This is a genomic window from Microcoleus sp. N9_A2 (assembly GCF_036701775.1).
GTDB lineage: Bacteria > Cyanobacteriota > Cyanobacteriia > Cyanobacteriales > Microcoleaceae > Microcoleus.
In genome coordinates, this window is sequence record NZ_JAUBRH010000007.1 from 68,484 (window position 1) to 91,488 (window position 23,005).

Sequence of the window (23,005 nt, forward strand, 5' to 3'; positions counted from 1 at the left end):
CAATCGTACATACAATGGATAACAAACCTTTTTATCTCCAAAGGCAGGAGGCAGAAGGCAGGAGGCAGGAGGGAAGAGGCAGGAGGGAAGAGGCAGAGGGCAGGAGGCAGAAGGAAAACTGCCCTCTGTTTCCTGCCACATCGGAGGGAGCAAGGGTTTAAGACCGAAGGCAGGAGAAGTCGAATCCCCTACTGAGAAAGCTCATAAAGCCTCTTCCCTCCTGCCTCTTGGGGAGCATCTCATATTTGTAAAAACACTTGTTCTGGCTCCTGCCTTCTTCCTCTTTCCGTAAGGATTCAGGTCACTGAACTCCTTGCTGGGCAAACACTTTAGATATGGAGCTTGATACTAAATCAATCTCTATTCTCAATAAACCACGGAAAACTGTCACTTCTCCTCGTTTATTGACAATTAACCACGAAAGACAAAAACCCTTATTTTGCCCTAAAACCCTTGCCAGACAAGCGTTGGAGCCGCAAGTTTTTAGACCTGAATCCTTACCTCTTTCCTCCTGCCTTCTGCCTTCTGCCTTCTGCCTCCTTCATTAAGGACGAACCCTCAATTCATTATTGGCAGTTTCAATCACTTTATTAGCTACATCTTCGGGAATTTTCGTATACCCTAGCTCTCGATTAAATCCTTGACCCTTAGTTAAAATCCATGTCAACAAGTTCTTATTAGCTTGGACAAGAGTTTCGTTGGGATACTTTTCATAGAACAGTAGCCAACTCAAACTAACCAAGGGGTAGCCATCTTCTGGGTCATCAATATCTTCCGTCGTGAAGTCATCGTTAAACTTGATATTAGCTAGGGCTTTTTCAGTCTCTGCCAAAGTCGGTTCCACGTAACGACCAGCCCGATTTTCAATCCTAGCTGTAGCCAGATTGTTCTGACGAGCAAAGCTTGTTTGAACATAGCCGATCGCACCATCAATCCTTCGTACTTCTCCAGCCACTGCACTATCTTGAGGAAGGGCTGCGAAAACCTGAAATCCCCAATTAGGTTCCCGCGCTGCTTCTATCTTTCCACCCGTAATTTTTCGCAAGTATTTAGTGAGAGTCAAGGTAGTACCGCTACTATCGGATTGAACTACAACTTGAATCTTTTTGTTAGGAAAACGGGAATCAACTTGGTTCCAATTGGCAATTTTACCTGTAAATATTTGTGCCAGTTGCTCGCGAGATAACTTGACATCGGAGGTCACATCTTCAAGGTTGTAAACAATAGCTATTGCCCCTCCTCCTGTCGGTACCATTAGCAACCCATCTTCCATCTGATTTTTCTCAATTGGGGTAGGAATTAAAGTAGTACCTCCGAAGTCCAGTGTTTTATTGATGAACAACCGAATGCCACCTCCACTGCCAATGGAACTATAGTTGAACTTGACGCCTGTTTCCCGTTCGTATTCAACGCTATAGCGCTGATAAAGAGGTTCGGAAAAAGAAGCACCAGCACCCTTAAGTAATTGAGCAAAAGCAGCATTAGTAGTGAAAGCAATTGTTGTTGCAGTTAGTGTGGCAGCGATAATTTTCTGCCAATTACCCATCGTAAATGTCTTCATGGATCTGTGCGACCAAATTGCATATTTTGACTGTTGATGTGCTAAATATTGATTTTTTTGCGGTAAATGACGACTTTATTACCATCAGCAGCAATTTCTAACCAAAAATCCCGAATGACAAATTGATAGAAAAATTCGCCAAGACGGGTACTCCGCCAAGTGCTGATAAGTGGGTCATTTGGTGCCCATTTTTTGAAAGCTTTTAGAGCAATTTCAGGGACTCCACTGGACTCTATTTGCTCGTCAACTTGAATAAGAGTGCCAGTGGGAGTAACTTGTACTTCAACTTCAAAGCCTTGTTGGTTTTTACCTCTGAGTATGTATATTAACGAACCATCGGACTTCAGTTCAATTCGGGCTTGGCTAAATGCAGCATTAGTCGCTGTCTTTGCTGAAGACATTGCTGGAAGTGCTACTTCTTCCAGAGGTATTTTTCGGACTATTCCTCCTAGATTTTGGGCTATTAATGAAACAGGCAGGAGGCAGGAGGCAGGAGGCAGGAGGCAGGAGGGCTTATGAGCTTTCTCAGTAGGGGATTCAACCCCCACTGAGAAAGAAGCCACTGAACTTTCCTTCAGTGGGGTTCCTAAACCTTTGCTCCCTAGAAGTCGCGCAGGAATTTCTACAATGCGTTTTCCTCCTGCCTCCTGCCTCATGCCTTCTGCTTTCGGAGATGAACTTCCACTGTCAGTGAAAGACTGAGCCTGAGCATCACCCAAATAAACAGATGTGGTGAGCATGGCTACTCCTGTAATTGTCAACAATTTCCGCCAAGTAGTTGTGTAGAGAGTCATCAGTTTTTGAATGTGTTGGTTGTTGTTCATTATTTCTTAAACTGCAAAAATCCTCGGTCACTCAGTTCCTTCTCTCCAGCATTAACCCAGTCAAGTAACCTCTGTTTCGTTACTCTGACGAGATGTTTATGTAATGTATTTGCTAAATATCTTAATCTGTATTTTCCAATAAGTAAAGTCGGAAAAGTAGGAATATTCTTCAGGAAAACTCTACACAGCAACTCGATCTGAGCTATCAGTTGCCCAAACTGCTCTCGATACCAACCCCTCTCTCCCTGTCATCGCTACACCCAAGGAAGTAAGGTAGGAAAAGTAGGAATATTAGGAGAAATATGTCTACTTTTTCTGCGATCTAAGTTGTGCAAGATCGAAGGAAATTTTGTTAACTTCATACTGATTGCATTTATTATTCATTTCTTCCAAAGTACAACTGTCTGGTGTATTCGTTTAGTTGAAAGTTGGGATGGCGATTGAAGGACATGGTAGCGCTGATGCGAGGGATAGTGCCTTCTACAGGAGTCACACGATGCATGGAAAGCTTTCCTGAGTGCAATACAAAGACACCAGGAATCGTGGGAAGGTCTGTAGTGAGAGAATGTCTGTCTCCTCTGATAATCTTTGCCAGCGCTTCTGTATCTTTTTCTACTTCCGAACGAGAGCAAGGTACATACTCTAGCACTCCTCCATTCTGTGGAGCCAAGATGTGGAGGACGATAGTATATTCTGACACATCGAAGTGCCAGTCTTGCTCGTCATTGTTGTGGTGAATATGCACTGTCATTGCTCCAAGTTTGTCTGCCGATCTGTAGACTTCTTGACCAACTACAGATGAGACAAAAGCCACAAGAGGATTCCACTGAAACAATACCTTGAGGGGAGAATCTGAAGATATTCGATCGTATGCTAGGGTACGTTTAGTATATATTTTTTGAAGATAACTTGGGTGGTCAGGAGGAAGATTCTGTACATTTTGAGTACCTAAAAACACGTTATTAGACCCCGTAAAACAGAAGCTCTTGGTGACATCATCTGACTGTGTTTCCGATGCGATCTGGTTGACAATTTCTGGACGCAAGAAGTCGTTGAGGACAGTTAAACTATTACTATTGAATTCCTGACGCGCTTTTTCGAGCAATATCTTTCCCGCTTCACTCTCTAAGTCGTGGATAGGATATTTATCAAGATTGATAATTTTTGAAATTTTTGAGGACACTTTACTTAGCTCCATTTGTCGAAGTAGGTTTGAAAAGCTTCTAATATCATACCAGACAATTAGCAAATTATTCCTAATCTATTTCTCAGCGTTTCCATATCTTCAAGCCACATATCTTCCCATCTTAAACCTAATAATTTTTCAGCATTTTCTCCCATTTGAAAACCTTTGGTTAGGCTTTGTAAATATAGTTGTCCGTCAAAGATTTTATCGTCAAACAGAATATGAGACATTCTCGCTATCAGCAGATAATATATATTGGCGATCGTCGCTTGACCGAGATAAAATCCTTCTATACCGATTTCTCCCAAGTTATCCGTTTTAAATCCCGTAACAACGTGAATAATATCGTGAGTTTGTCTGATCCTCCCGAAAAAAAAATGATATTTATCATGCTCTTGCTGAGAAATAAAAGGAAAATTTTCTAAGTTATTACGAGCCATGTGTTCAGCATAAATATAGCCGAGAGTGTTGGTTGGCATCTTAATTAATCCTTCAAGAGGATGCACGGGTTTATAATTTTCTTGAAATAGCTCTTCCAAACCAGGGATATTATCGTATATGAGTTTTTCCGCTTTCTCTTTATTTCTTTCAATGACAGTATCTCTGACTGACTCAGATATTCCAAGAATATTGTTTAGGGAGCTGGGATTGACTGCTAAACCAATCATCTTGACTAAAATATCGGTAAATTCTGAACCAGTATAACCATTATGCATCTGCCTTTTCCTCAATCGTTAACTATTGATTACCTTTCAATTGTAAAAACTTAGTTTTTGATTCATCCAATACAGTTTGTTTAACTGGAAAGTAGCCCAAACTAGAAATTTCTTCGTTCACATAGGTCAAGTAATAGTTCACAAAACCTGCTACTTCCGGTCGTTGCCGAATCGCTTTGGCATCCGCATAAATATACAACGGACGAGTTATCGGATATGTTGACAGGAAAGGGTCTACTTTATCAATAGCGATCGCCCTCAACTTGTCGCGGTTTTGTTGATAGGAGCTATACTCTAAAAAGCCAATCATATAGGGATTAATTAAAGCTTCTGAGTGCAACTGCTCTACAAAGTCATAAAATACCGTATTGGGAGCATTAGTAAGTTGGCTAACGTTCCCTTGGAAAATAGCTTGGGAAAGCAGGTCAACAGACCCGCCAGTAGTAGCCCCCGCTGGGACAATGCGTTTAATCAGCTCTTTTGGCCATTTGGGATTGACATCTGACCAATTTTGAACAGTGAATACTTTTACCAGTTCGTCGCGGGTCAGACTGTTTGGGAGGAAACTATTCTGAGAACTGACTACAATAGTTACAGCATCGGTGGCTATTTGAAAGTTGATCGGCTCAACACCTGATTTGGCACAGGCAGCTAACTCCTGACTGGTAATTGGGCGAACTGCATTGACAATATCTACCTTTTTATCCTCGCAAAATAGCTTGAAGCCAACCTGAGTATCAATACCAGCGAGATTAATCTTGCTGGGATAGCCGTCTTGGATAAAGCGTTGAGCAATAGCCTGACTAATCGGCAAAACTACCTGACTTCCCGATATCGCCAGTGTTCCCTCCAGTTCCAGGGGGGTGACTTCGGGTAACACAATTCCCTGTTTAGCGGAGTCTTGATTTGAGGGTGATTTAACTAATTTCCCCTCGACTTTCTGAATACCCAAGTTTTCTTTGGAAGCTTGATCCGCACCAGCTTTATTGTCAATATTTGCTTTGGAGGTTTTGGATTGACCAGCGCAGGCTGTTAATACTAAAACTATGTTGAGCAAAAATAAGTAATTTATGTAATTTTTTGCTCTACTTGTCCTCATCTTGATTGATGACATATATGGAGCCACTCAGGTGGTTAGGAGGAAAATTGAAAAAAAACAGGAAATTTGTTAGTGTATTTTTAGTCTCATTTCCTTAAAAATGTAGGGTTTACTTGACCTGAAGGTAGCGTATTTGTTTGAAGTAAAATTGAAACTTTACTACTAAACAAAATTTACACTATTTAACCCGAAAAGTCAAGTCTAAAATTACCAAACAAATCACTATTTTAGCGCTATTTTCAGGATAGCAAGAGGCAGGAGGCAGAAGGTAGGAGGCAGGAAACAGAAGTAATAAAAGCTAACTGTTTGTGCGATCGCTCGTGTCCGGCATCCCCTGGGCAGTTGCTATAATTTTATCAAAATTCAGGGTTGAAAACTCCGCTTTCAGGGCGGAATGTTTTTGTAAATCATCCGAAAAACCTCACGCTTCATCTGTCAACTGTCAACTGTCAACTGTCAACTGTCAACTGTTTAACTATCTTCTCACTTGTATTCGGCTACCATTGTTATTGCTCGGTGGCTTCACATCCTCCTTAATTCCTTTGGCAACTAGAACCATTTTTTTGCGTTCTTCGATATATTGGAGAAATTCTGAGGCAAATTTGTGGTTAGATTCAATTGCTTCGACAATCTTTTCGGCGGGAATGACTACAACCTCAACATCTGCCTTGGCGATGGCTGTAACTGGACTTACCTCTCCTGGAAAAATAGCCATTTCACCAAAGGCTTCGTTAAGTTCCAGCTCATCCACTACCTTGCGATCGCCTTTTTCATCTTTTAGGTAAGCCTCTCCCGTACCCTTGAACATAATATAAAGTCCCTCGTCTTCTTTGCCTTCCTGAATAATTAACTCACCTTGGCCGTAGCTTTTAAATCTAGCTCGTTGGGCTAATTTTTCAATCTGATTGTCATTGAGCGTTAGGAAATATGGGAGCGATCGCAAATAAGTTATCAATTCCGGTTGGCGGTTCTCTACTACTTGGGGAATTCGGCTTGGTATCCCTTGTTGAGCATCGACGCTGTACTGAACGGCGATCGGATAGGGAACGGTAAAACCATAACGTTGAGTTAAATAGTAAAGTCGGGATTTGAGTTGCCCAGAAACGCCAAAATTTTTTTCAGGCAGTAATTTATAGTAAAGGTCGTAGGTGATACAGGAGTCTCCATAGGAACTAACCTGAGCCAAACCTTCGTCTTCAATCGCATCTATGCCCTCCACCAAACTATTTAGTGCTGGAATCACTTGATTAGGAGAGTCGTCATAAGAAAAGCTGGCGGAAATATTTTTCCAAATTGCTCCCTGACCGTAATTGATAATGCTTGCCTTCGACAACACTCCATTGGGAACGTTGAATGTCTTGCCAGGAGATGCAATAGTAACTGACCACCAGTTTTGCTCGAATACCCGCCCCTGCTTTCCGTCGAACTCAATCCAGTCACCCGTTCTGAATGGTTTGGCAAATAGCAGCAGCAATCCTGATACCAAGTTGCTGAGGGTATCTTGCAGCGCGAGGGCAATTACCGCTGAAGCTATCCCCACACTGGAACCCAAACCACTTAAACTTATATCCCAAACTCCATTGAGAATGTGATAGCCAATGGCTAAGATAACTACAGCCCTAGCTACCTGAAAGAACAGGTTAGGGACATGAATTTGCCATTTGATAGTTTCTTTTTTTGTAGTCAGTAGGGCGTTGACTAAAGAAAGTCCCGCTACAATCAGGGCAACCCAAGTTAACGTTTCCACAAAACGTGCCCAGGAATCTTTGCCAGCGACGTTCAAAAGCTGCCGCATTACCAATAGCACGGCTAACGGCGGTAACAGATACTCGCGCACCTGACGCAGACCAACTGCTAAGGGGTGTTGCTCCCGTTCCAATCTTGAGGCGGCTTCACCAAGCAGTATGCCAAACAAGGGGAATCCCAACCCTAAAAGCAATAGCCATCCCAGAAGTGATTTATCCATGATTGTTTTTTTTACAAATAAACAATGAGTAGTAAGTATTTTTCAGCAGCTTTTGGTTAGTTAGAATGTTGATTTACACACCTATCTTTTCCAACTCTAGTTCTGCTGCTGCCTCTTTCATAATTTCGCTCAAGAACCTATAAGCTTCTTCCCATGCCTTTCGCACTGGCGTAGTAAACTCTTCACCCAGTCCTTGCGCTAACGCCCACAGCAATGCTTCCCCGACAATATCGTAATATTCAGCCTTGACGCCGAAACCCGCATGGCTGCGACCCAGCTTCTGGACGGGACCGATAATTTTATCGGGGTGACGCAAACCTTCGACTGCGATAGCAAGCGTAGCCATTAACTTACGTTCCTGTTCTTTCATATCCCCCTTAAACAGAGGACGAAAAGAAGGTTCTAATTCAAACAGCCGATTGTAGAAAAGTTCGGCAGCCTTCTCAGAAATAGGCTTGATTTTGGCGAAGGATGACTGAACCAAGTCCACCTGACTTGCAACCAACTTTTGGGCCGTTACTAACGTCCAACTTTCTACATTTCCTACATTTTCAATATTTACCGATGGGTTCTGCACGAATGTGTAGCTATCTGCTACCCGTTCATACACACTCTGAGTTAGCAAAATATAGTTCAACTCAGTTTGGCTATGTAAGTGGCTTGCCAAATATACGGTTTCCCCCCAGATGCTGTATCCAAATTTCTGGGTTCCGACTACTCCTGCTGTGATTGGGCCTGCATGAATGCTGATGCGTAAACCCAAAGCAAAATTACGACGACCATTTTCCCGGCGTTGGATAATGTCTAACATGGCTAGAGCAAAATCAACCGTTCGTTTGCTGTGGTCAAATCTGACTTGGGTGAGTCCACATACTGCTACGTAATCTGTACTAAGAGTGTTTTGCCGTTCTACGCCAAAATGTTCTGCCGCTTGGTCAAATTCATCAAACAGTCTGGTAAGCAGTTCTGTTACCTCTACCGGTGACATTTGCTTGCTCAACTCAGCAATACCTGCCACATGGGCATTGAGAATAGTTACTTGCTTGAGGCTGTCGGCAATTACTAACTCTCCTTCGTTTCGGCGTTGGACGATCGCGCTGGGTAGGATATTATGCAAGAGAATCTCATTTTCTTGCTTCTTGGTTTCCAGTTGCTCCTGTGTTTGGCGTAATTTGTTAGCCACCTCTTTGAACTCGGTTGCCAACTCCCCAAACTCGTCTTGGGATTTCACATCAACGTCCACATCCAGTTCACCGGCACTAAGTCTCCGGGCACTCTCAGTCAAACGACGCAGGGGAGATGTGAAAATCTTTGCAGCAATTGCCGCTAAAAACGCCGTTCCCAGTAGGAAAAGCACCGCCGCAATCAACAAAATTACCTGTAAAGTGTAAAGCGGACGATAAGCTTCCCCCACCTCCATCTCTGCCAGAATCGCCCAATTTAAGCCGTTCAACTTCAAAGGAGCGTAGGAACTCAATACCTCTGCCCCGCGATAGTTGCGGTCTACCATCATGCCTTGTTTTCCTGTTAAAGCGGCTTGGGCTGCGGTCGAGTTGATTTTCTGTAAGCCAATGGTAGTGTTGAATTTCTCCATCAGTTGCAGAGTTGTCTGGTCAGTTCCCGTGTAACGAACAGTGTTTTGATATTTTTTGGGGTCTTCAACCCAAAAACGGGATGTCGAACGCATTAACGAATCCGGCCCGACTAAATAAGCTTCCCCCGTTTTCTGCAAACCACTGCCTTCCCAATTATTACTTCTGCTAATAGCCTGGTCGATTTTTTCAATGGGAATTTGCACGGCCAAAATGCCAATCATGTTAGAACCGCTATAAATGGGCGTGGCCACGAAAGCGGCTGGAGCGTTATAAGAGGGGCGGTAAGGTTGGAAATCAGCAACCTGAATGCTACCTTGTGTAGGATTTGACTGGACTTTCTGCAGCAAATCAGTTAGTGAACTCTGGGCGTAAAAACCCTGTAGTCGATTAGTTGCAAAATCTGTCTCTTTAAAATAGGAATAGATTATATCCCCGGTTTTATGATTAATCAAAAATAAATCGTAATAACCGAATTTTTGGATAATTCCTGCAAATATTTTTTGATATTTGGCATGAGCTTTGCTGTAATTGCTGCCATCACCAGCATCGAGTAGCTTGTCTTTTTCTCCCACTGGATTGGGATTAGCAGCAATGTAGTGATACTGGAGATAGCGAGCTGCTTGTCCGGTGGGACGATAGACACTAGGGTTCAGTTCTTGTGGGGATAGATTAGTTTTCAACCTAGGGAAAAATTGCTCGGTGTAGTAAGTATCCAGCGCTGTATCCCATTCGGTAGGAATAAAGTTGCGCTCCAGGTTGCGGAAACTCCCATTCAAATCCACCATTGCTTTAACAACGTTGCTGTCTGCTGCTAGCATCCCTACTTGGTTGTTCAAATTTTCAAAGTAGGATTCAAACTGCTCGGCTTTGGTGCTGCTGATACCTGCAAGTTGCTCAGCGATTTTGTTTCTGAGGGTGGCTTGTGTTTGATACCAACCAATCCCACTAACTACCACTACAGAACCAAGGCTAACTCCTAGGAGCAACGCTTGCATCTTGGATTGAATTGTCCAGTCGCCGAGTAGTTTGAGATTACCCAGTTTGAGATTACCTAGGGAGCTATTACGGAATTCACGCAAGCGATTTAGGGAATTTAACATCTTTCTTACTAACTATAAAGAGTGCTGTAGATACCAATAAACCAAGATATTTAATGGGAGCATCTCACTTTTACATCCCAGCTAGAAATTGGAATTTTGAGGCAGGATGCAGGATGCAGGATGCAGTAGCCATAACAAGTATTTTTACAAATAGGAGATGCTCCCAGTTTGATATTTTTTTGAGGCTTGTTTAAGCTAGCTTGTTTAAGCTTTTTATTGGGGGGTTTATATTTCTTACTTATCTATATCAGGTTAACTTGTTTAAGTCAAGCCATTTTTCAAGATTTTTATAGGTAAATTATTTTTGGTATTAAAGTAGGAAAAGTAGGAAAAGTAGGAAAAGTAGGAAAAGTAGGAAAGGTAGGAACTTATTATAATCACGATTAAAAAATCAAAAAATAGCTTATTATGGGTTTAGTTATCACAATACAGGTCAACCCATGCTAACTGAACTTCAAAAAAAGAAACTGACCCATTATTTTCATGTATTTGACGCCGATCGAAATGGTGCTTTGGAAAAACCTGACTTTGATAAAATTGTCAATGGTTATGCTGAAGCTTACAACATCACACAGGATTCAGAAACCTACCAATATATTTCCTCAACTTATGGTAGGCGCTGGGAGGCTCTTGCAAAAGAGGCAGACACAAACAGTGACAACAAAGTGTCTTTAGATGAGTGGCTTTCCTATCAAGACAAGTTAGTGAACGATCCCAAAAGCGACTTTCTATGGCTGAGAGTAGCAAGCATGTTTATCGACATTCAGGATGTAGATAAGGACGGTACATGGAGCCTTGAAGAATATAAAATCATGTACAAAATTCACGGAATTGGTGATGATACTTTAGCCGCTGAAGTTTTTCCCAAGCTTGATTTTGATGGGGATGGCAAAATTAGCAAAAACGACCTCATGAATCTAGTTGCTGATTTCTACTTGAGTGACAACCCACAAGCGCCCGGTAACTTGTTCTTTGGTGCTTACGAGTAAACTGACACTTAAGGATTCAGAGCGCAGATAGATGTTGCCTGAGAATCTGAATTCATCGGATTCTCAGGCAAATTTTATCTGCAATCCCAGCAATGTGTATCTAAAAAATAAAGAAGGAAGATTCGATAGTTACCCTAATACATATTGGGAGCATCTCAATTTGTTTGTGGACGACATCAAGCTGGTGAATCGAGACAGAGCGATCGCTAAATTCAGCCAAGTTGAGCGAAAAGTTATGAAAATTTTAAATCTAGCCTTAGTCTTGGGAACAAGCGACAACAAAGTATTAGTATAGATGACAACGGTATGAATATCAAACATCAGAAGCGAGCTTGTTCAAAAACAATCGTTAAACCGAGCAATGCCTCGTTAATGCTCATGAATATAATTAATGCCAGTGACATTCTTAAGCGGTATGCCGAGCAGGAACGCTATTTTCTAAATCTTAACCTTAGTCGAGTTGACCTGAAGGGTGCTGACCTACAGGGAAGTGATTTTAGTCATGCCAACCTCAATAGTGCTGATTTAAGTTCCACCAACTTAAGCCACACTAATTTGATTTGGACAGATTTAAATCGAGCCAACTTAAGACAGGCAAACTTAACTCAAGCCAGTCTGCTCCACAGCAGCTTTTGTTGGGCGGATTTAAAGGAAGTCACATTAATTAACGCCAACCTGAGTAATGCTCTTTTAAATCATGCAAATCTAACTTCTGCCTGTTTAAAGGGTGCTAATTTAAGTGAAACGTCTTTAGAAGGCGCTTGTTTGGTTCAAGCAATTCTGAGTCAAGCCAATTTATTGAAAGCAAACTTGAAAGGGGCGGATTTTACGGCAGCCAACCTCGATGAAGCAAATCTGCGTCAGACAAATTGGGAAGGTGCCATCTTAAGCCAAGCCTCGTTACAGCGAGTCGATCTGGAAGAGAGCCAGCTTAATGAGGCAATTTTAAAGAGAGCTGATTTGACGGAGGCTGATTTGGTTGGGGCTGATTTGAGATATGCGGATTTGACAGAAGCAATTTTGTGCCGAGTGGCTCTAGAGTTAGCCAACTTAGTTGGCGCTGACTTAAGCCGTGCTAATCTAAAACGAGCCTCTCTATTTCGAGCCGATCTAGAGGGAGCACTCTTGCGAGATACCAATCTAGTTGAGACCGATCTGAGACACACTAGTTTTAAAGATACTCAGCTAATGGGTGCTGATTTCTCTGGTTGTCGCGTCAAAGGAGCCTGCTTTACAGACGCTCAAGGGTTAACTTGCCAACAGAAGCAGTGGCTCAGAGCCAATGGAGCCTTGAATATCCCAACCTAGTGCAAGAAGGCTGGAGGCTGGAGGCTGGAGGCAGAAAGGAAGAAAGCTTGTACAATAAGCTTTTTAATCTTTTTGAGCTGGTGGGTTATTTCCGCCGTGATGTACTAGCAAATTGTTTTTTGAATGAAAAATCTTGAAGAACTTGTTGAATTTGCGATCGAGTTAGTTGCTACAGAAACAGGGTTTTCTCTTAACTTTATTCAAAAGGTAATCTTGCGAGAATCTCTACTTGAATACAAAAAAACTTACGCTCAAATTGCTGAAGAAAATAATTATTCGGAAAGCTATATTAAGTTTTCAGTTGCCCCTAAGTTATGGCAGTTGCTTTCACAGGCAATCGGTGAAAAAGTTAATAAAACGAATCTCCCGGCGCTGCTAGAACAGCATTTGGTAAATCCGAATAATCCTTCGCCCACTGAGACAACAACAGCAACTCCGACGAGCTTGACTGCGGAAAACTATGTTTTAGAATCTCCAGAAGGGCAGGTTCCCCTCGCTTCGGGCCTGTACGTTGAGCGATCGACCATTGAACAAACCTGTTATCAAGAAATTCTCCAACCCCGTGCATTCATTCGTATTAAAGCACCCCGAAAAATGGGGAAGACTTCCCTAATCGCACGCATTTTGGATTATGGGAGCAGTCAGAATTACCACACAGTGAGACTTAGCTTACATTGCGCTGGCACACAGGTGTTTGCTTCGAGCGATCGCTTCTTACGCTGGTTCTGTACCAATGTCACTCAGCAGTTGGGTTTGGTATCTAGATTAAATGACTACTGGGATGAGGATATGGGAGCCTTGATGAACAGCACGATTTATTTTCAAGGTTATATTCTCAAGAAAATCTCTCACCCTATTGTTTTAGCACTAGATGGTATCGACCAATTATTTGAGTATCCAGGACTCGCTGGTGATTTTTTCGTTTTGTTGCGTTCCTGGTATGAGGAAACAAAGGACACTTCGGTTTGGCAGAAGTTACGAGTCGTGATGGCTCATTCCGTTGAAGTTTACATTCCCTTACCCACTAATCGCTCTCCGTTTAATGTAGGATTGGCGATCGAACTACCTACCTTTAAGCAAGAACAGGTGCAGGATTTAGCTCAACGTCACGGACTTAAACTCACTGTTTCTGAACTAGAGCAGCTAATGAAGCTGACTGGTGGCTTTCCGTATTTAATTCGACTGGCATTGTATGAAAGTGCCAGATTGAAGATTCCTCTGCAAACGTTACTGCAAGATGCCACGAAAAATACTGGAATCTATCAAAAACATCTTCAGTCTCAGTTGTGGAACCTTCAACGGCATCCTCAGTTGGCTGACGGCTTTAAGCAGGTTTTAACGGCTCCAATCCAATTAGAAAAAGAGCTGGAGTTTAAGTTGAAGAGTTTAGGATTGGTGTATCTTATCGATAGTCAAGCAACTGTTAGCTGCGAGCTATATCGAGAGTTATTCCACAATTATTGTTCTTGATTGAAAACTGTCAGCAGACTAAAAATATTTTCAGAAGACTTACCATCCGTTCATTTGAGCTAGGAAACTCAAGAAGCCGAAATTAAGAGAAAATTAGCTAATTTGAACTTTTAGGAGACTGATATTTTGAACCATCCGGCATAATTGCACCTTCTAGGAAAGCAGCACTGAGTTCAGAAACGCTCACTTTAGCATCTTTTAAATTTGCACCAGTGAGGTAAGCACCCTCAAGGTTGGCACCACTCAAACTGGCATTTTTCAAAATCGCCCCGCTCAAGTTAGCCTGTTTCAAATCCGCACAAATTAGGTTAGCGCCAGTAAGGTCGGCACTACTAAAGTTAACCTTATTTAAACGCGCAAAACTAAGCTTGGCATAACTAAGATTTGCTCCGCTAAGTTTAGCGTGGGAGAGGATAGCATTATCGAGATTGGCGTGGCTCAAATTAGCATTACTGAGATCGCTTTTATTCAAATTAGCTTGACTCAAATTGGCACCAGGAAGATTGATATCGACTAACTCTGCACCGGGAGCATCTAAACCTCTAAGAGAAACATTATCCTCATTCAAATCTTGGAGTGCCAAAATTCTGGCATAGCTAACTTTGACATCGTGTGCTGCATCAATTGTACTCCAAGCTTGGTAGTGAAATTGCTTGCGGCGATCGGGCGCTTCTTTAATGAATAGAACTAAAGCAACGACAAGACTGAGAGCATCAGCACCTTCTAGAATCTCTGCAAGTAAAGAATTATCATCCGCCCCCACATAAATTACGAGGAACAAGATTGCTGAAACACTAGCGACTAACCAAGCTGGTTGCGCCCAAAAATTATCAATAAATGTTTCTAAAATTCCTTTGAGAACTTCACCTAGTCGTTGAATAAACGATCGACCCTGAAATTGCTGATAACTATCAGTTATTTTCGAGAGCATTTTTTGAATAAATTCACCATCCAATTTAAGGGATACTAAAGGCTTTTTCTGTTGCTCTGTTTGTGGTGGCAGTGGCTGGGATTCGTTTATTAATTGTGTCTGAGTTGCTGAAGTATTTTTAAGAGTTACTTCTTTTTCATCTCGGACAACATTTGGTGTAGTTTCCACACCTGCACCTTTTAGCATCAAAGCAGTAATTGCTCTGTAAGCCTCTGTCCACGCCAGCTTTACTTCTGGAGTCCAATCTTGCTGTAGATACTGCTCAAAAGCCATCAGCAGTGCGTCTCCAACTGGACCATAATATTTGGGAATTACCCCATAGCCAATGTGTCTGCCTCCCAAGGCGTTGAGAACTGGTTCCAAAGCTTCTGGAGAGCGAAGATTTTCTACTACTAAAACCAGAGCATTAATGAGCTTTTTCTGTTGGATTTTTATATCAATCTTGGCAAACAGCGGTTTAAATTCTGGGTGAGCTGCAAATAAGTTTTCGTAGAAGCTAGCGGCAAATTCATCAGCACGAGGTTTAACTTTCTCGAAACTTTGTTCTAAAAGTTCTACATTTAATGACATATTTTCCCCTAAATTACGAATAATTTTTCCCCTGTTGTAAGACAGGGGTATCTGAATTGTCTAGCGCTTACTAATGCTTTTTACACAGTTTCTAGTGCATAATCTTCTTTTGCACCATCTAACATCAAAGTGCTAATTGCTCCAAAGGCATCCACCCAAGCTTGTTTGACTTCAGGTGTCCAATCTTGCTGGAGATACTGTTCAAAAGTTGTCAGTATGGCTTCTCCAACGGCGGGATAATGTTGGGGAACTGTCCCATATCCAACGTGTTTTGCTCCTAGATTTTTGAGAGCATTTTCTAAAACCTTTGGCTTGCGAAGATTTTCTACTACCAAGACTAAAGAAGCTAACAAAAGTTTCCGTTGTTTGGCCATATTAGTTTCGGCAAACAGCGGTTTCACTTCTGGGTGAGCTGCAAACAAGTTATCGTAAAAGCTAGCGGCAAATTCATCAGCACGAGGTTTAACTTTCTCGAAACTTTGTTCTAAAAGTTCAACATTTAAAGACATAATGCGTGTTCCTTTCTTGAAAGTTGATAATCCCTTATCTAAAGACAGGGTTTTTTAATGATACAGCTCAGATGAATGCTTTTGACAGAGTGTTGGGAATCTAAGAGTTTCTTCGCTTGCGTTAGGGCAAAATATTACAAACTCAAGTTTTCCAACTCTTGCCACAGGGTAGCCATAAACTTATCTGCATCCTTGATTTCCATTTCTCCCAATTTTTCCCACTCTTCACTGCTGTAATCTAAATCGAGTCCCATCACGTCTTGCGTCCAATAAGGCAAATTAGAGGGGTTTTCCATTAGTTCGCAGGTGATCTTTAAGATGTCTGTTCCGGTCATATTTTTTCTCACCTTTGTCGCCAAGCAAAATGAAAGCAATTTTACCAAATTACTTTCTGGGGAAATGGATATGAGAAATGCCATGTTTTGGGCTAATAAAAACTTGTCTAACTTCATTGGCAGATTGTCCTATTCCTAGTTTTAAGGTACTCAAGTAAGGTGTTATTGGCGATGACAGAAGTTAAGTTAAATCTATCACAATTAGTTTACATCTCAGGAATTGTCCAAAAACAATTGACGATAATACCGATCCACAAACTTTTTTAAGAAAGCGGCGCTTACATAGCATGAGTAGTTATGATGAGTATCTCCTTTCAAACTATTAGCAAAATCAACCACACTTTTCACAATAAAAAATTCGACCCTTTTTGTTGGTGTTGTACTCAAGCTTGTTGCTAAAGCAACAGCATAAGACTCCATATCAAGAGCCAACAGTTTTCTTTCAGTCAGCACTATTCCTTCAATCATTGCTGCATCAGCCACAACAGCAGATCCACATCCCATAGAACCTATATGAGCGACTAAAGGACTGCCGGGATGACCATCATCTAGAGGATATTCCCGATCGATCTCCTCAAGGACAGCCTCATCATGTCTAAATAGTTCTAAAAGTTGCCAAAGCCAAGCATCAATCTGAACTGGTTCAAAATTAGGTTGTAGTTTTCCGCTAATAACTTTACCAGAGCCATAGTCAAATACCTTATTAGCGATCACTAGATCGCCCATCGTGACTTGACCTTCAACTCCGGCACAGATTCCTGTCATGACAACCACTGAAGGAGACCACAAGATAATACTCTTAGTCGTTAAAATTGCGGCTTGCGGCATTCCCATGTGTAGTTGTGAGACTGCAACTATTTTGAATGTTTTGTCGTCTATTTTATAGTGGGCGACTTGATAAATTACCCCTTCTCTTTCAACATTTATCCATTCAACATCAAAAACTTTTTGAACCCATTTTTTTTCTTTGTATAAAGCGGCAACAACGAGAAGGTCTGCTTTGTATTCTTGGGAAGACTGTTCTATTATGAGCGAATCCTGAAGCAAAGAATCCATACTTGTTCTCCTGAATAATCAACAATTAGCATGATGTTAAAGCGGCGATCGCTCTTTAAGTCACGAGCAGCACTTCAATAAATCGATTCCAGGTCAAGGGTTGCCCTCCCGTGCGATCGCGTAGAAACGCAATTGAGAGGTCTTCGCTATTTTTTGCTCTTTTTTACAAAATCATGTCCGAGGTAACGGGATTTTGAAGACCTTTATTAAGGATATTAATCCTTATTGTTTAATAAGTAAAGTAGGAAAAGTAGGAAGATTCCTTGGGCGACTATATAAAGCGACTCGACCTGAGCTATTAATTTTCAAAACAGCTCTCGATCGATACCAACCCATGAGTTAAGCAGAAAACTCCTTTACCGCAGGAATCTTGCGAATTCAATTCGGGAGATTTTCAATTAATCTTGAATATGCTCAAACAGAATTTTGAGATATTTATCCAAAGATTTATGAGGTGTTTCTTTTCTCCACATGGCAGTCGATCGGGCGTAGTGTACGGGATGGTGGAGCGACACAAACAGAACTTGAGGATGGGGCAGTGCTGCTGCCTCCTGGGGCATGACTGCTACCCCTTGTCCTGCGGCAACCAGAGCAATCATTGAGGCATGGCTATCGGCTTGCAGGTGCAGATTTGGCGTAAATCCCGCTTCGTGGCAAACACCGCAGATACGATCGTTCCGCCCTGGAAACTTCTCTTCAGACATCCCAATAAATTTTTCTGATGCCAGGGAAGCTAAATTAATTGAGGATTCACGTGCCAATGGATGCGTATCCGGTAATACAGCAGCGATCGGCACTTTCTTAACGCATTTGACTGTAAACTCGGAATCTAACTCATCAGGTGGATTGCCCATAAAAGCAATATCGATCGAGCCATTTCGCAAGGCTCTAACTTGTTCGCTAGGTGGCATCTCCTGGAAACGCACGGCAACTTCAGGATAGGCTTGTCCAAAGTGGTTTAGGGTTTGTTAGATTTAGGGTGAATGCAATTCGTGTTAAACTAGACAAGTGAAAAACGTTGCAAAAGTACGAATTTATCCCACCAATGAGCAGAAGGAAGCACTATCACAAGCTTTCGGGTGTGCCAGATGGTTATGGAATAACTCACTGAATGCAACAAATGAACTCTACAAAGAGACCGGTAAAGGGCTTTCCCAGATTGGGATGAATAGTCGCTTAGAATTATAAGGTATTTGACTATACCTATGTGCCTATTATCCTAAATTGATTATTATTACCGTCTCCCAAAAATGAGTGAAGTTGCCATATATATTGAACTGTTGCGAACCTGAGAAAACTTGCCTATATTTCAATATCAATGGATGGGTTCATTTCTCACAGATATCCTCCACTTTCTTTTTCAACAAACGTTTCAACATTGACTGTAATAATAATCAACGTTTTATGCCCCAAGATAGCTATCAACTCGGTGGCAGTTTAACCATTGATGCACCTAGTTACGTACAGCGCCAAGCCGACTCCCAACTGTATGAAGCCTTGAAGCAAGGAGAATTCTGCTATGTCCTCAACTCCCGGCAGATGGGCAAATCCTCACTGCTGGTGCGAACCAAGCATCGCCTTCAAAAAGATGGCTTTCGCTGCGCAGCCGTCGATTTGAGCGTGGTGGGAAGCGAACAAATTACTCCAGTGCAATGGTACAAGGGATTCGTAGGTGACTTATGGCTACAGTTGGGGCTACTGGAAACCTTGAACCTGAAAACTTGGTGGCAAGAACGCAATGATCTCGGTTTACTGCAACGGCTGCGGTGGTTTATTGAGGAATTGCTACTGGTGCAGTTTCCCCAACAACGGCTGTTTATATTTGTCGATGAAATCGACAGTTTGCTAGGTCTTAACTTTTCTATTGATGACTTTTTTGCCTTAATTCGCTTCTGCTATAACCAACGGGCAATCAACCCAGAGTATCAACGCATTACCTTTGCCATTTTTGGGGTCGCAACTCCCTCGGATTTAATTCGAGACAGAACAAAGACACCGTTTAATATTGGGCAAGCGATCGAACTCATTGGTTTTGAATGGGAGGAAGTGACTCCTTTAATTCAAGGGTTGGAAAAGAGGGTAGAACAGCCTGAATCGGTTGTGAGGGCAATTTTAGACTGGACGGCCGGACAACCGTTTTTGACTCAGAAGTTGTGTCATTTAGTCGTGCAATTGAGTCTGGGGACAATGGGGAACGGTAGCAAGATGAGTATTCCACCAGGTACGGAATCGTTCTGGATTGAGAACTTGGTCAAAACTCGCATTATTGAGCGTTGGGAATCGCAGGATGAACCGGAACATCTCAGAACTATCTGCGATCGCATCGATCGTAACGGCCAGCGGGCTGGTAGAATTCTAGGCATTTATCAACAAGTTTTGCAAGAAATTGAAATAAAAAGTGATGATAGTCAAGAGCAGATTGAATTGTTACTCAGTGGCTTAGTCGTCAGACACGAGGGAATATTAAAGGTAAAAAATCGCATCTACCAACAAGTATTTAATCTGCAATGGGTTGAAAAAAAATTAGGGAACCTGCGGCCTTACTCGCAGATGCTAGAGGCTTGGGTAGGTTCGGGGCAGCAGGATAAATCCCGCCTCTTGCGCGTACAAGCTTTAAAAGACGCTCAAAGCTGGGCGCAGGGCAAAAGTTTAAGCGATTTGGACTATCAGTTTTTAGCAGCTAGCCAAGAAATAGACAGACAAGAATTGCAATTATTTTTAGAAGCAGAACGGCTTAAGGAAGTAGAAGCGAGGCTGGCGCTAAAGAAAAAAAGTGCCAAACGCCAAACTTATTTGATTGCGGGACTTTCGTTCGCTTTAGCGATCGCGATCGCAGCAGGAATATTCGGTTTCTTCCAGTATCAAAAAGCGATCGCTAGCCAACGCAATGAAGAAATTGAAAAAATTCAAGGAATGGCTAGATATTCGGGAGCACTCTTTGCCTTAGATAAAAGGTTAGATGCTTTAATTGAAGCGCTTAGGGCCCGAAAAGAACTCAAACACTTGGCCTCAACCGACCCCCAAACAGAAACAATGGTGGAGTTAGCATTGCGGCGGTCAATTTATGGAGCTGTAGAATTTAACCGCTTTTCGGGTTATGCTTCTGCCAATAACACATTAGATGTAAGTTCTGATGGCGAGATGATTGCTGTGGCAACAATGCAAGATGGCATCCAAATTTGGCAGCGCGATGGCAAGTTGGTGGGCACGCTCAAGGGACATCAAGGCCCAGCTCTTGGAGTGGCCATCAGCCCCAACGGTCAGCTTATTGCTTCAGCAAGCGGAGACACAACTGTCAAACTCTGGCGGCGTGACGGTACTCTGCTGAAAACTTTGAAAGGGTTTAAAGCTTCAGCTAGCAAAGTAAAATTTAGTCCTGACGGAAAACTGATTGTTTCGTCCGGTGCGGACGGTACGCTAAAACTTTGGCGCGTCGATGGCACATTGCTAAAGACCTTGACAGGGCATGGCGAGATCGTTACGCAAGTAGTTTTTAGCCCCGATGGACAACTGATTGCCTCGGCTTCTGACAACGGCATTGTAAAACTCTGGCAGCGGGATGGCACGTTGCTGAACACACTTCCAGATATTCAATCTCCTGTTTTATCAATTGCCTTTAGTCCTGACGGCAAAACCCTGGCAACGGGCAATGGAGACGGCAAGCTGCAACTGTGGCAGCGTGACGGCAGTTTGTTAAGGAGTTTCACCGCCCACGATGCTGCAATTAACGCACTAGCTTTCAGCCGGAATGGGCAGATCATCGTCTCTGGCTCTGACGACAAGATGCTAAAATTCTGGAGTCTTGATGGTACTTCTTTGAATTCCATTAAAGGCCATGACAGTACCATTAAAGATCTTGCATTTAGTCCCAGCGGCGACACACTATTCTCTGCATCTTGGGATGGCACTGTAAAACTCTGGAAATTACGCAGTCCTTTGCTGACAGTTCTGCGGGGACATACGGCTGGAATTTGGGGAGTGGCTTTTAGCCCCGACGGACAGTTTGTGGCTTCATCGAGTCCGAAGGAGGTTATCCTTTGGGGCAAGGACGGGATTAGTAATAGGCGTTTAAAAGGGCCCAACCCTCTGTTTAGCTCAGTTGCTATCAGTCCAGATGGTAAAATAATTGCAACTGTTAGTGCAGACCAATCGGTCAAGCTTTGGAGTGCGAACGGTATATTGCTTCACAGTCTCAAAGGGCATCAGGGTGGTATTAGGAAAGTCGCTTTTAGCCCTGACGGTAAGATGATTGCATCTTCGAGTACCGATCGCACAGTTAAACTTTGGCGCGTCGATGGCACCGAAATCGCTACTTTTAGAGGACACACGGCGGGGACTTGGGGGGTGGCTTTTAGTCCCGATGGTTCGACACTTGTATCGAGCAGTGGCGATAAGACAGTAAAGCTTTGGCATTTGGCTTCGGTTTTGAATAACCAGCGCAAGTTAGATTCTAAATCAGAGGTCAAAAGTGAGGATAGCTTATTCAAGACTCTTCAAGGTCACAACAGTGCAGTCATGAACGTAGCTTTCAGCCCTAATGGCGAATTGATTGTTTCGGTGAGTGAAGACAAGACGGCTAAACTTTGGAGTCGTGACGGAAAGTTACTCCATACTCTTAAGGGACATGATTCTGGGATTTGGAGTGTAGCCTTTAGCCCTGATAGCCAGACGATCGCTACAGGGAGTAATGATGGGATGATTAAACTCTGGAAGTCTGACGGTACATTCCTGGCAAATCTAATTGGACATAATGCTGGGGTTAAGGGATTAGCTTTTGCTGCTGATGGCAAAACTCTGGCTTCGGCTTCTGAGGACAAGACGGTAATTTTGTGGAATTTAGAGCAGTCTGTAGAGCTAGATAAGGTGGTAGCGGCGGGTTGCGATTGGGTGCGAGATTATCTGCGGACTAACGCAGAGGTGGAAGAGGGCGATCGGCAACTTTGTCAATACTCATGAGTCCGAAGCGCCTCTCGGAATCAACCTGAGATTCTAGTTGGGGGATTAATTGACCAATTTAGTATATTGACAAAATCAAATACTTGTGCAGTACGAGGCTTACAGCAATATAACTTTACACAAACATACCAACTTTATCTATTTCTCGTTGCTCTAAAAAACTGAATAATAGAGGAGCTTTTTGGTGAATGTCCGCTTACAGTAATTGAGCCCTTGTCCTTCTGCCCTCTGCTATCTGCATAAAAGCCTTCTTTTATTAACGGCCGGTTTTGGGGCATAAGATTAGCGAGCGTTCCTTGCTGTGTGCATACTACTCAAATGGAGTCACTACATGAATGTTGACGAAGTTCTGGACACTGTAGAACAAAGTCTGCTATCTAGGCAACTGAGTTCCCTTGAGCGCTTAATCCTGTGTCAGTCATGGTTCGGACGCGGTTATAGCGAGATGGCAGCCGATTGTGCCTATAGTATCGCTCATATCAAGGATATTGGCTCCCAGTTGTGGCAGGCTTTTTCCAAAACATTAGGGGAGAGGGTAACGAAAAAAAATCTGTTTTTAGTGCTGAAGCAATATCTGTTCTCCCGGACAGGTGAAACAGTCAATAGTGACCAGTTACCTGTTACCTTTTCCTTGGTAGAAGTAATAGACGCACCACTAATGCCTACCACTAATCAGTTATCAGTTGCCACTGATTTTGTGGAGGCTTCAGACTCAGGGGAGAGCGAGCAATTATCAGGGATTTGCGATCGAGGAGAATTGGTAAATGAAGAAGATGAGTGGCTTTTTAGAGTGCAGCAAAAATACCAAACTTCTACAGATAATACAGAGGAAGA

The 23,005-nt window shown here is 42.6% G+C and carries 17 protein-coding genes and 1 pseudogene; 6 read left to right on the forward strand and 12 right to left on the reverse strand.

The window, feature by feature from the left end; translation table 11 throughout:
• Positions 1-544: 544 nt before the first annotated feature.
• The 7 genes from pstS to QUA44_RS06210 form a co-directional block, all read right to left on the reverse strand.
• Complete coding sequence (gene pstS / locus QUA44_RS06180; protein WP_333309575.1) at positions 545-1,546, reverse strand: phosphate ABC transporter substrate-binding protein PstS; 1,002 nt, start codon at positions 1,544-1,546, stop codon at positions 545-547.
• A gap of 56 nt (positions 1,547-1,602) precedes the next feature.
• Positions 1,603-2,385 (reverse strand): hypothetical protein, encoded by a 783-nt coding sequence (locus QUA44_RS06185; RefSeq protein WP_333249060.1) that lies wholly within the window; start codon positions 2,383-2,385, stop codon positions 1,603-1,605.
• Positions 2,386-2,761: 376 nt separating this feature from the next.
• Positions 2,762-3,568, reverse strand: coding sequence for a HalD/BesD family halogenase (locus QUA44_RS06190; RefSeq protein ID WP_333309578.1), 807 nt, complete (start codon positions 3,566-3,568; stop codon positions 2,762-2,764).
• A gap of 59 nt (positions 3,569-3,627) precedes the next feature.
• On the reverse strand, positions 3,628-4,287 hold the full coding sequence (locus QUA44_RS06195; RefSeq protein WP_333249065.1) for a Coq4 family protein: 660 nt from the start codon (positions 4,285-4,287) through the stop codon (positions 3,628-3,630).
• Between the two features lie 22 nt (positions 4,288-4,309).
• Complete coding sequence (locus QUA44_RS06200) at positions 4,310-5,401, reverse strand: substrate-binding domain-containing protein (protein ID WP_333249067.1); 1,092 nt, start codon at positions 5,399-5,401, stop codon at positions 4,310-4,312.
• Positions 5,402-5,861: 460 nt separating this feature from the next.
• The gene (locus QUA44_RS06205; protein WP_333249068.1) at positions 5,862-7,352 is read right to left on the reverse strand and encodes a cyclic nucleotide-binding domain-containing protein; all 1,491 of its coding nucleotides are present in this window, start codon (positions 7,350-7,352) and stop codon (positions 5,862-5,864) included.
• Between the two features lie 73 nt (positions 7,353-7,425).
• Entirely contained in the window at positions 7,426-10,047 is a 2,622-nt protein-coding gene (locus QUA44_RS06210) for an adenylate/guanylate cyclase domain-containing protein (protein WP_333249070.1), read from the reverse strand.
• Between the two features lie 440 nt (positions 10,048-10,487).
• On the opposite strand from QUA44_RS06210, the gene QUA44_RS06215 reads away from it, so the two are divergent.
• The 4 genes from QUA44_RS06215 (at position 10,488) to QUA44_RS06230 (ending at position 13,814) form a co-directional block, all read left to right on the forward strand.
• The gene (locus QUA44_RS06215) at positions 10,488-11,036 is read left to right on the forward strand and encodes an EF-hand domain-containing protein (RefSeq protein ID WP_333249073.1); all 549 of its coding nucleotides are present in this window, start codon (positions 10,488-10,490) and stop codon (positions 11,034-11,036) included.
• Between the two features lie 31 nt (positions 11,037-11,067).
• Complete coding sequence (locus tag QUA44_RS06220) at positions 11,068-11,331, forward strand: hypothetical protein (protein WP_333249075.1); 264 nt, start codon at positions 11,068-11,070, stop codon at positions 11,329-11,331.
• Between the two features lie 11 nt (positions 11,332-11,342).
• Positions 11,343-12,344, forward strand: a complete 1,002-nt coding sequence (locus QUA44_RS06225; RefSeq protein WP_333249078.1) for a pentapeptide repeat-containing protein — start codon at positions 11,343-11,345, stop codon at positions 12,342-12,344.
• Between the two features lie 123 nt (positions 12,345-12,467).
• Positions 12,468-13,814 (forward strand): AAA-like domain-containing protein, encoded by a 1,347-nt coding sequence (locus QUA44_RS06230; protein WP_333249079.1) that lies wholly within the window; start codon positions 12,468-12,470, stop codon positions 13,812-13,814.
• Positions 13,815-13,911: 97 nt separating this feature from the next.
• On the opposite strand, the gene QUA44_RS06235 is transcribed toward QUA44_RS06230, so the two are convergent.
• The 5 genes and pseudogenes from QUA44_RS06235 to QUA44_RS06255 form a co-directional block, all read right to left on the reverse strand.
• Positions 13,912-15,315: a pentapeptide repeat-containing protein gene (locus QUA44_RS06235; protein ID WP_333249082.1), complete on the reverse strand. Its 1,404-nt coding sequence runs from the start codon at positions 15,313-15,315 to the stop codon at positions 13,912-13,914.
• Between the two features lie 80 nt (positions 15,316-15,395).
• Entirely contained in the window at positions 15,396-15,824 is a 429-nt protein-coding gene (locus QUA44_RS06240; protein WP_333249085.1) for a globin family protein, read from the reverse strand.
• A gap of 134 nt (positions 15,825-15,958) precedes the next feature.
• On the reverse strand, positions 15,959-16,276 hold the full coding sequence (locus QUA44_RS06245) for a hypothetical protein (protein WP_333249086.1): 318 nt from the start codon (positions 16,274-16,276) through the stop codon (positions 15,959-15,961).
• A 96-nt stretch (positions 16,277-16,372) separates the two neighbouring features.
• Positions 16,373-17,215 carry a phosphorylase family protein gene (locus QUA44_RS06250; protein ID WP_333249088.1) on the reverse strand — a complete coding sequence of 281 codons (843 nt, stop codon included), beginning with the start codon at positions 17,213-17,215 and terminating at the stop codon, positions 16,373-16,375.
• Between the two features lie 398 nt (positions 17,216-17,613).
• Positions 17,614-18,168: pseudogene (locus QUA44_RS06255) on the reverse strand (LysR family substrate-binding domain-containing protein); the annotation flags it as partial.
• A gap of 55 nt (positions 18,169-18,223) precedes the next feature.
• On the opposite strand from QUA44_RS06255, the gene QUA44_RS06260 reads away from it, so the two are divergent.
• The gene (locus tag QUA44_RS06260) at positions 18,224-18,403 is read left to right on the forward strand and encodes a helix-turn-helix domain-containing protein (protein ID WP_333249091.1); all 180 of its coding nucleotides are present in this window, start codon (positions 18,224-18,226) and stop codon (positions 18,401-18,403) included.
• Between the two features lie 216 nt (positions 18,404-18,619).
• A complete protein-coding gene (locus QUA44_RS06265; protein ID WP_333249093.1) occupies positions 18,620-22,171 on the forward strand; it encodes a WD40 domain-containing protein in 3,552 nt (1,183 codons plus the stop codon).
• Positions 22,172-23,005: the final 834 nt, after the last annotated feature.

Excerpts from the sequence above, each read along its gene's own strand:
- QUA44_RS06220 (WP_333249075.1), top strand. The coding sequence starts at position 11,068 with ATGTTGCCTGAGAATCTGAATTCATCGGATTCTCAGGCAAATTTTATC.
- QUA44_RS06205 (WP_333249068.1), bottom strand. The coding sequence starts at position 7,352 with ATGGATAAATCACTTCTGGGATGGCTATTGCTTTTAGGGTTGGGATTC.
- QUA44_RS06235 (WP_333249082.1), bottom strand. The coding sequence starts at position 15,315 with ATGTCATTAAATGTAGAACTTTTAGAACAAAGTTTCGAGAAAGTTAAA.
- QUA44_RS06195 (WP_333249065.1), bottom strand. The coding sequence starts at position 4,287 with ATGCATAATGGTTATACTGGTTCAGAATTTACCGATATTTTAGTCAAG.
- pstS (WP_333309575.1), bottom strand. The coding sequence starts at position 1,546 with ATGGGTAATTGGCAGAAAATTATCGCTGCCACACTAACTGCAACAACA.
- QUA44_RS06265 (WP_333249093.1), top strand. The coding sequence starts at position 18,620 with ATGCCCCAAGATAGCTATCAACTCGGTGGCAGTTTAACCATTGATGCA.
- QUA44_RS06200 (WP_333249067.1), bottom strand. The coding sequence starts at position 5,401 with ATGTCATCAATCAAGATGAGGACAAGTAGAGCAAAAAATTACATAAAT.
- QUA44_RS06225 (WP_333249078.1), top strand. The coding sequence starts at position 11,343 with ATGAATATCAAACATCAGAAGCGAGCTTGTTCAAAAACAATCGTTAAA.
- QUA44_RS06240 (WP_333249085.1), bottom strand. The coding sequence starts at position 15,824 with ATGTCTTTAAATGTTGAACTTTTAGAACAAAGTTTCGAGAAAGTTAAA.
- QUA44_RS06185 (WP_333249060.1), bottom strand. The coding sequence starts at position 2,385 with ATGAACAACAACCAACACATTCAAAAACTGATGACTCTCTACACAACT.
- QUA44_RS06250 (WP_333249088.1), bottom strand. The coding sequence starts at position 17,215 with ATGGATTCTTTGCTTCAGGATTCGCTCATAATAGAACAGTCTTCCCAA.
- QUA44_RS06230 (WP_333249079.1), top strand. The coding sequence starts at position 12,468 with ATGAAAAATCTTGAAGAACTTGTTGAATTTGCGATCGAGTTAGTTGCT.
- QUA44_RS06210 (WP_333249070.1), bottom strand. The coding sequence starts at position 10,047 with ATGTTAAATTCCCTAAATCGCTTGCGTGAATTCCGTAATAGCTCCCTA.
- QUA44_RS06215 (WP_333249073.1), top strand. The coding sequence starts at position 10,488 with ATGCTAACTGAACTTCAAAAAAAGAAACTGACCCATTATTTTCATGTA.
- QUA44_RS06245 (WP_333249086.1), bottom strand. The coding sequence starts at position 16,276 with ATGAAGTTAGACAAGTTTTTATTAGCCCAAAACATGGCATTTCTCATA.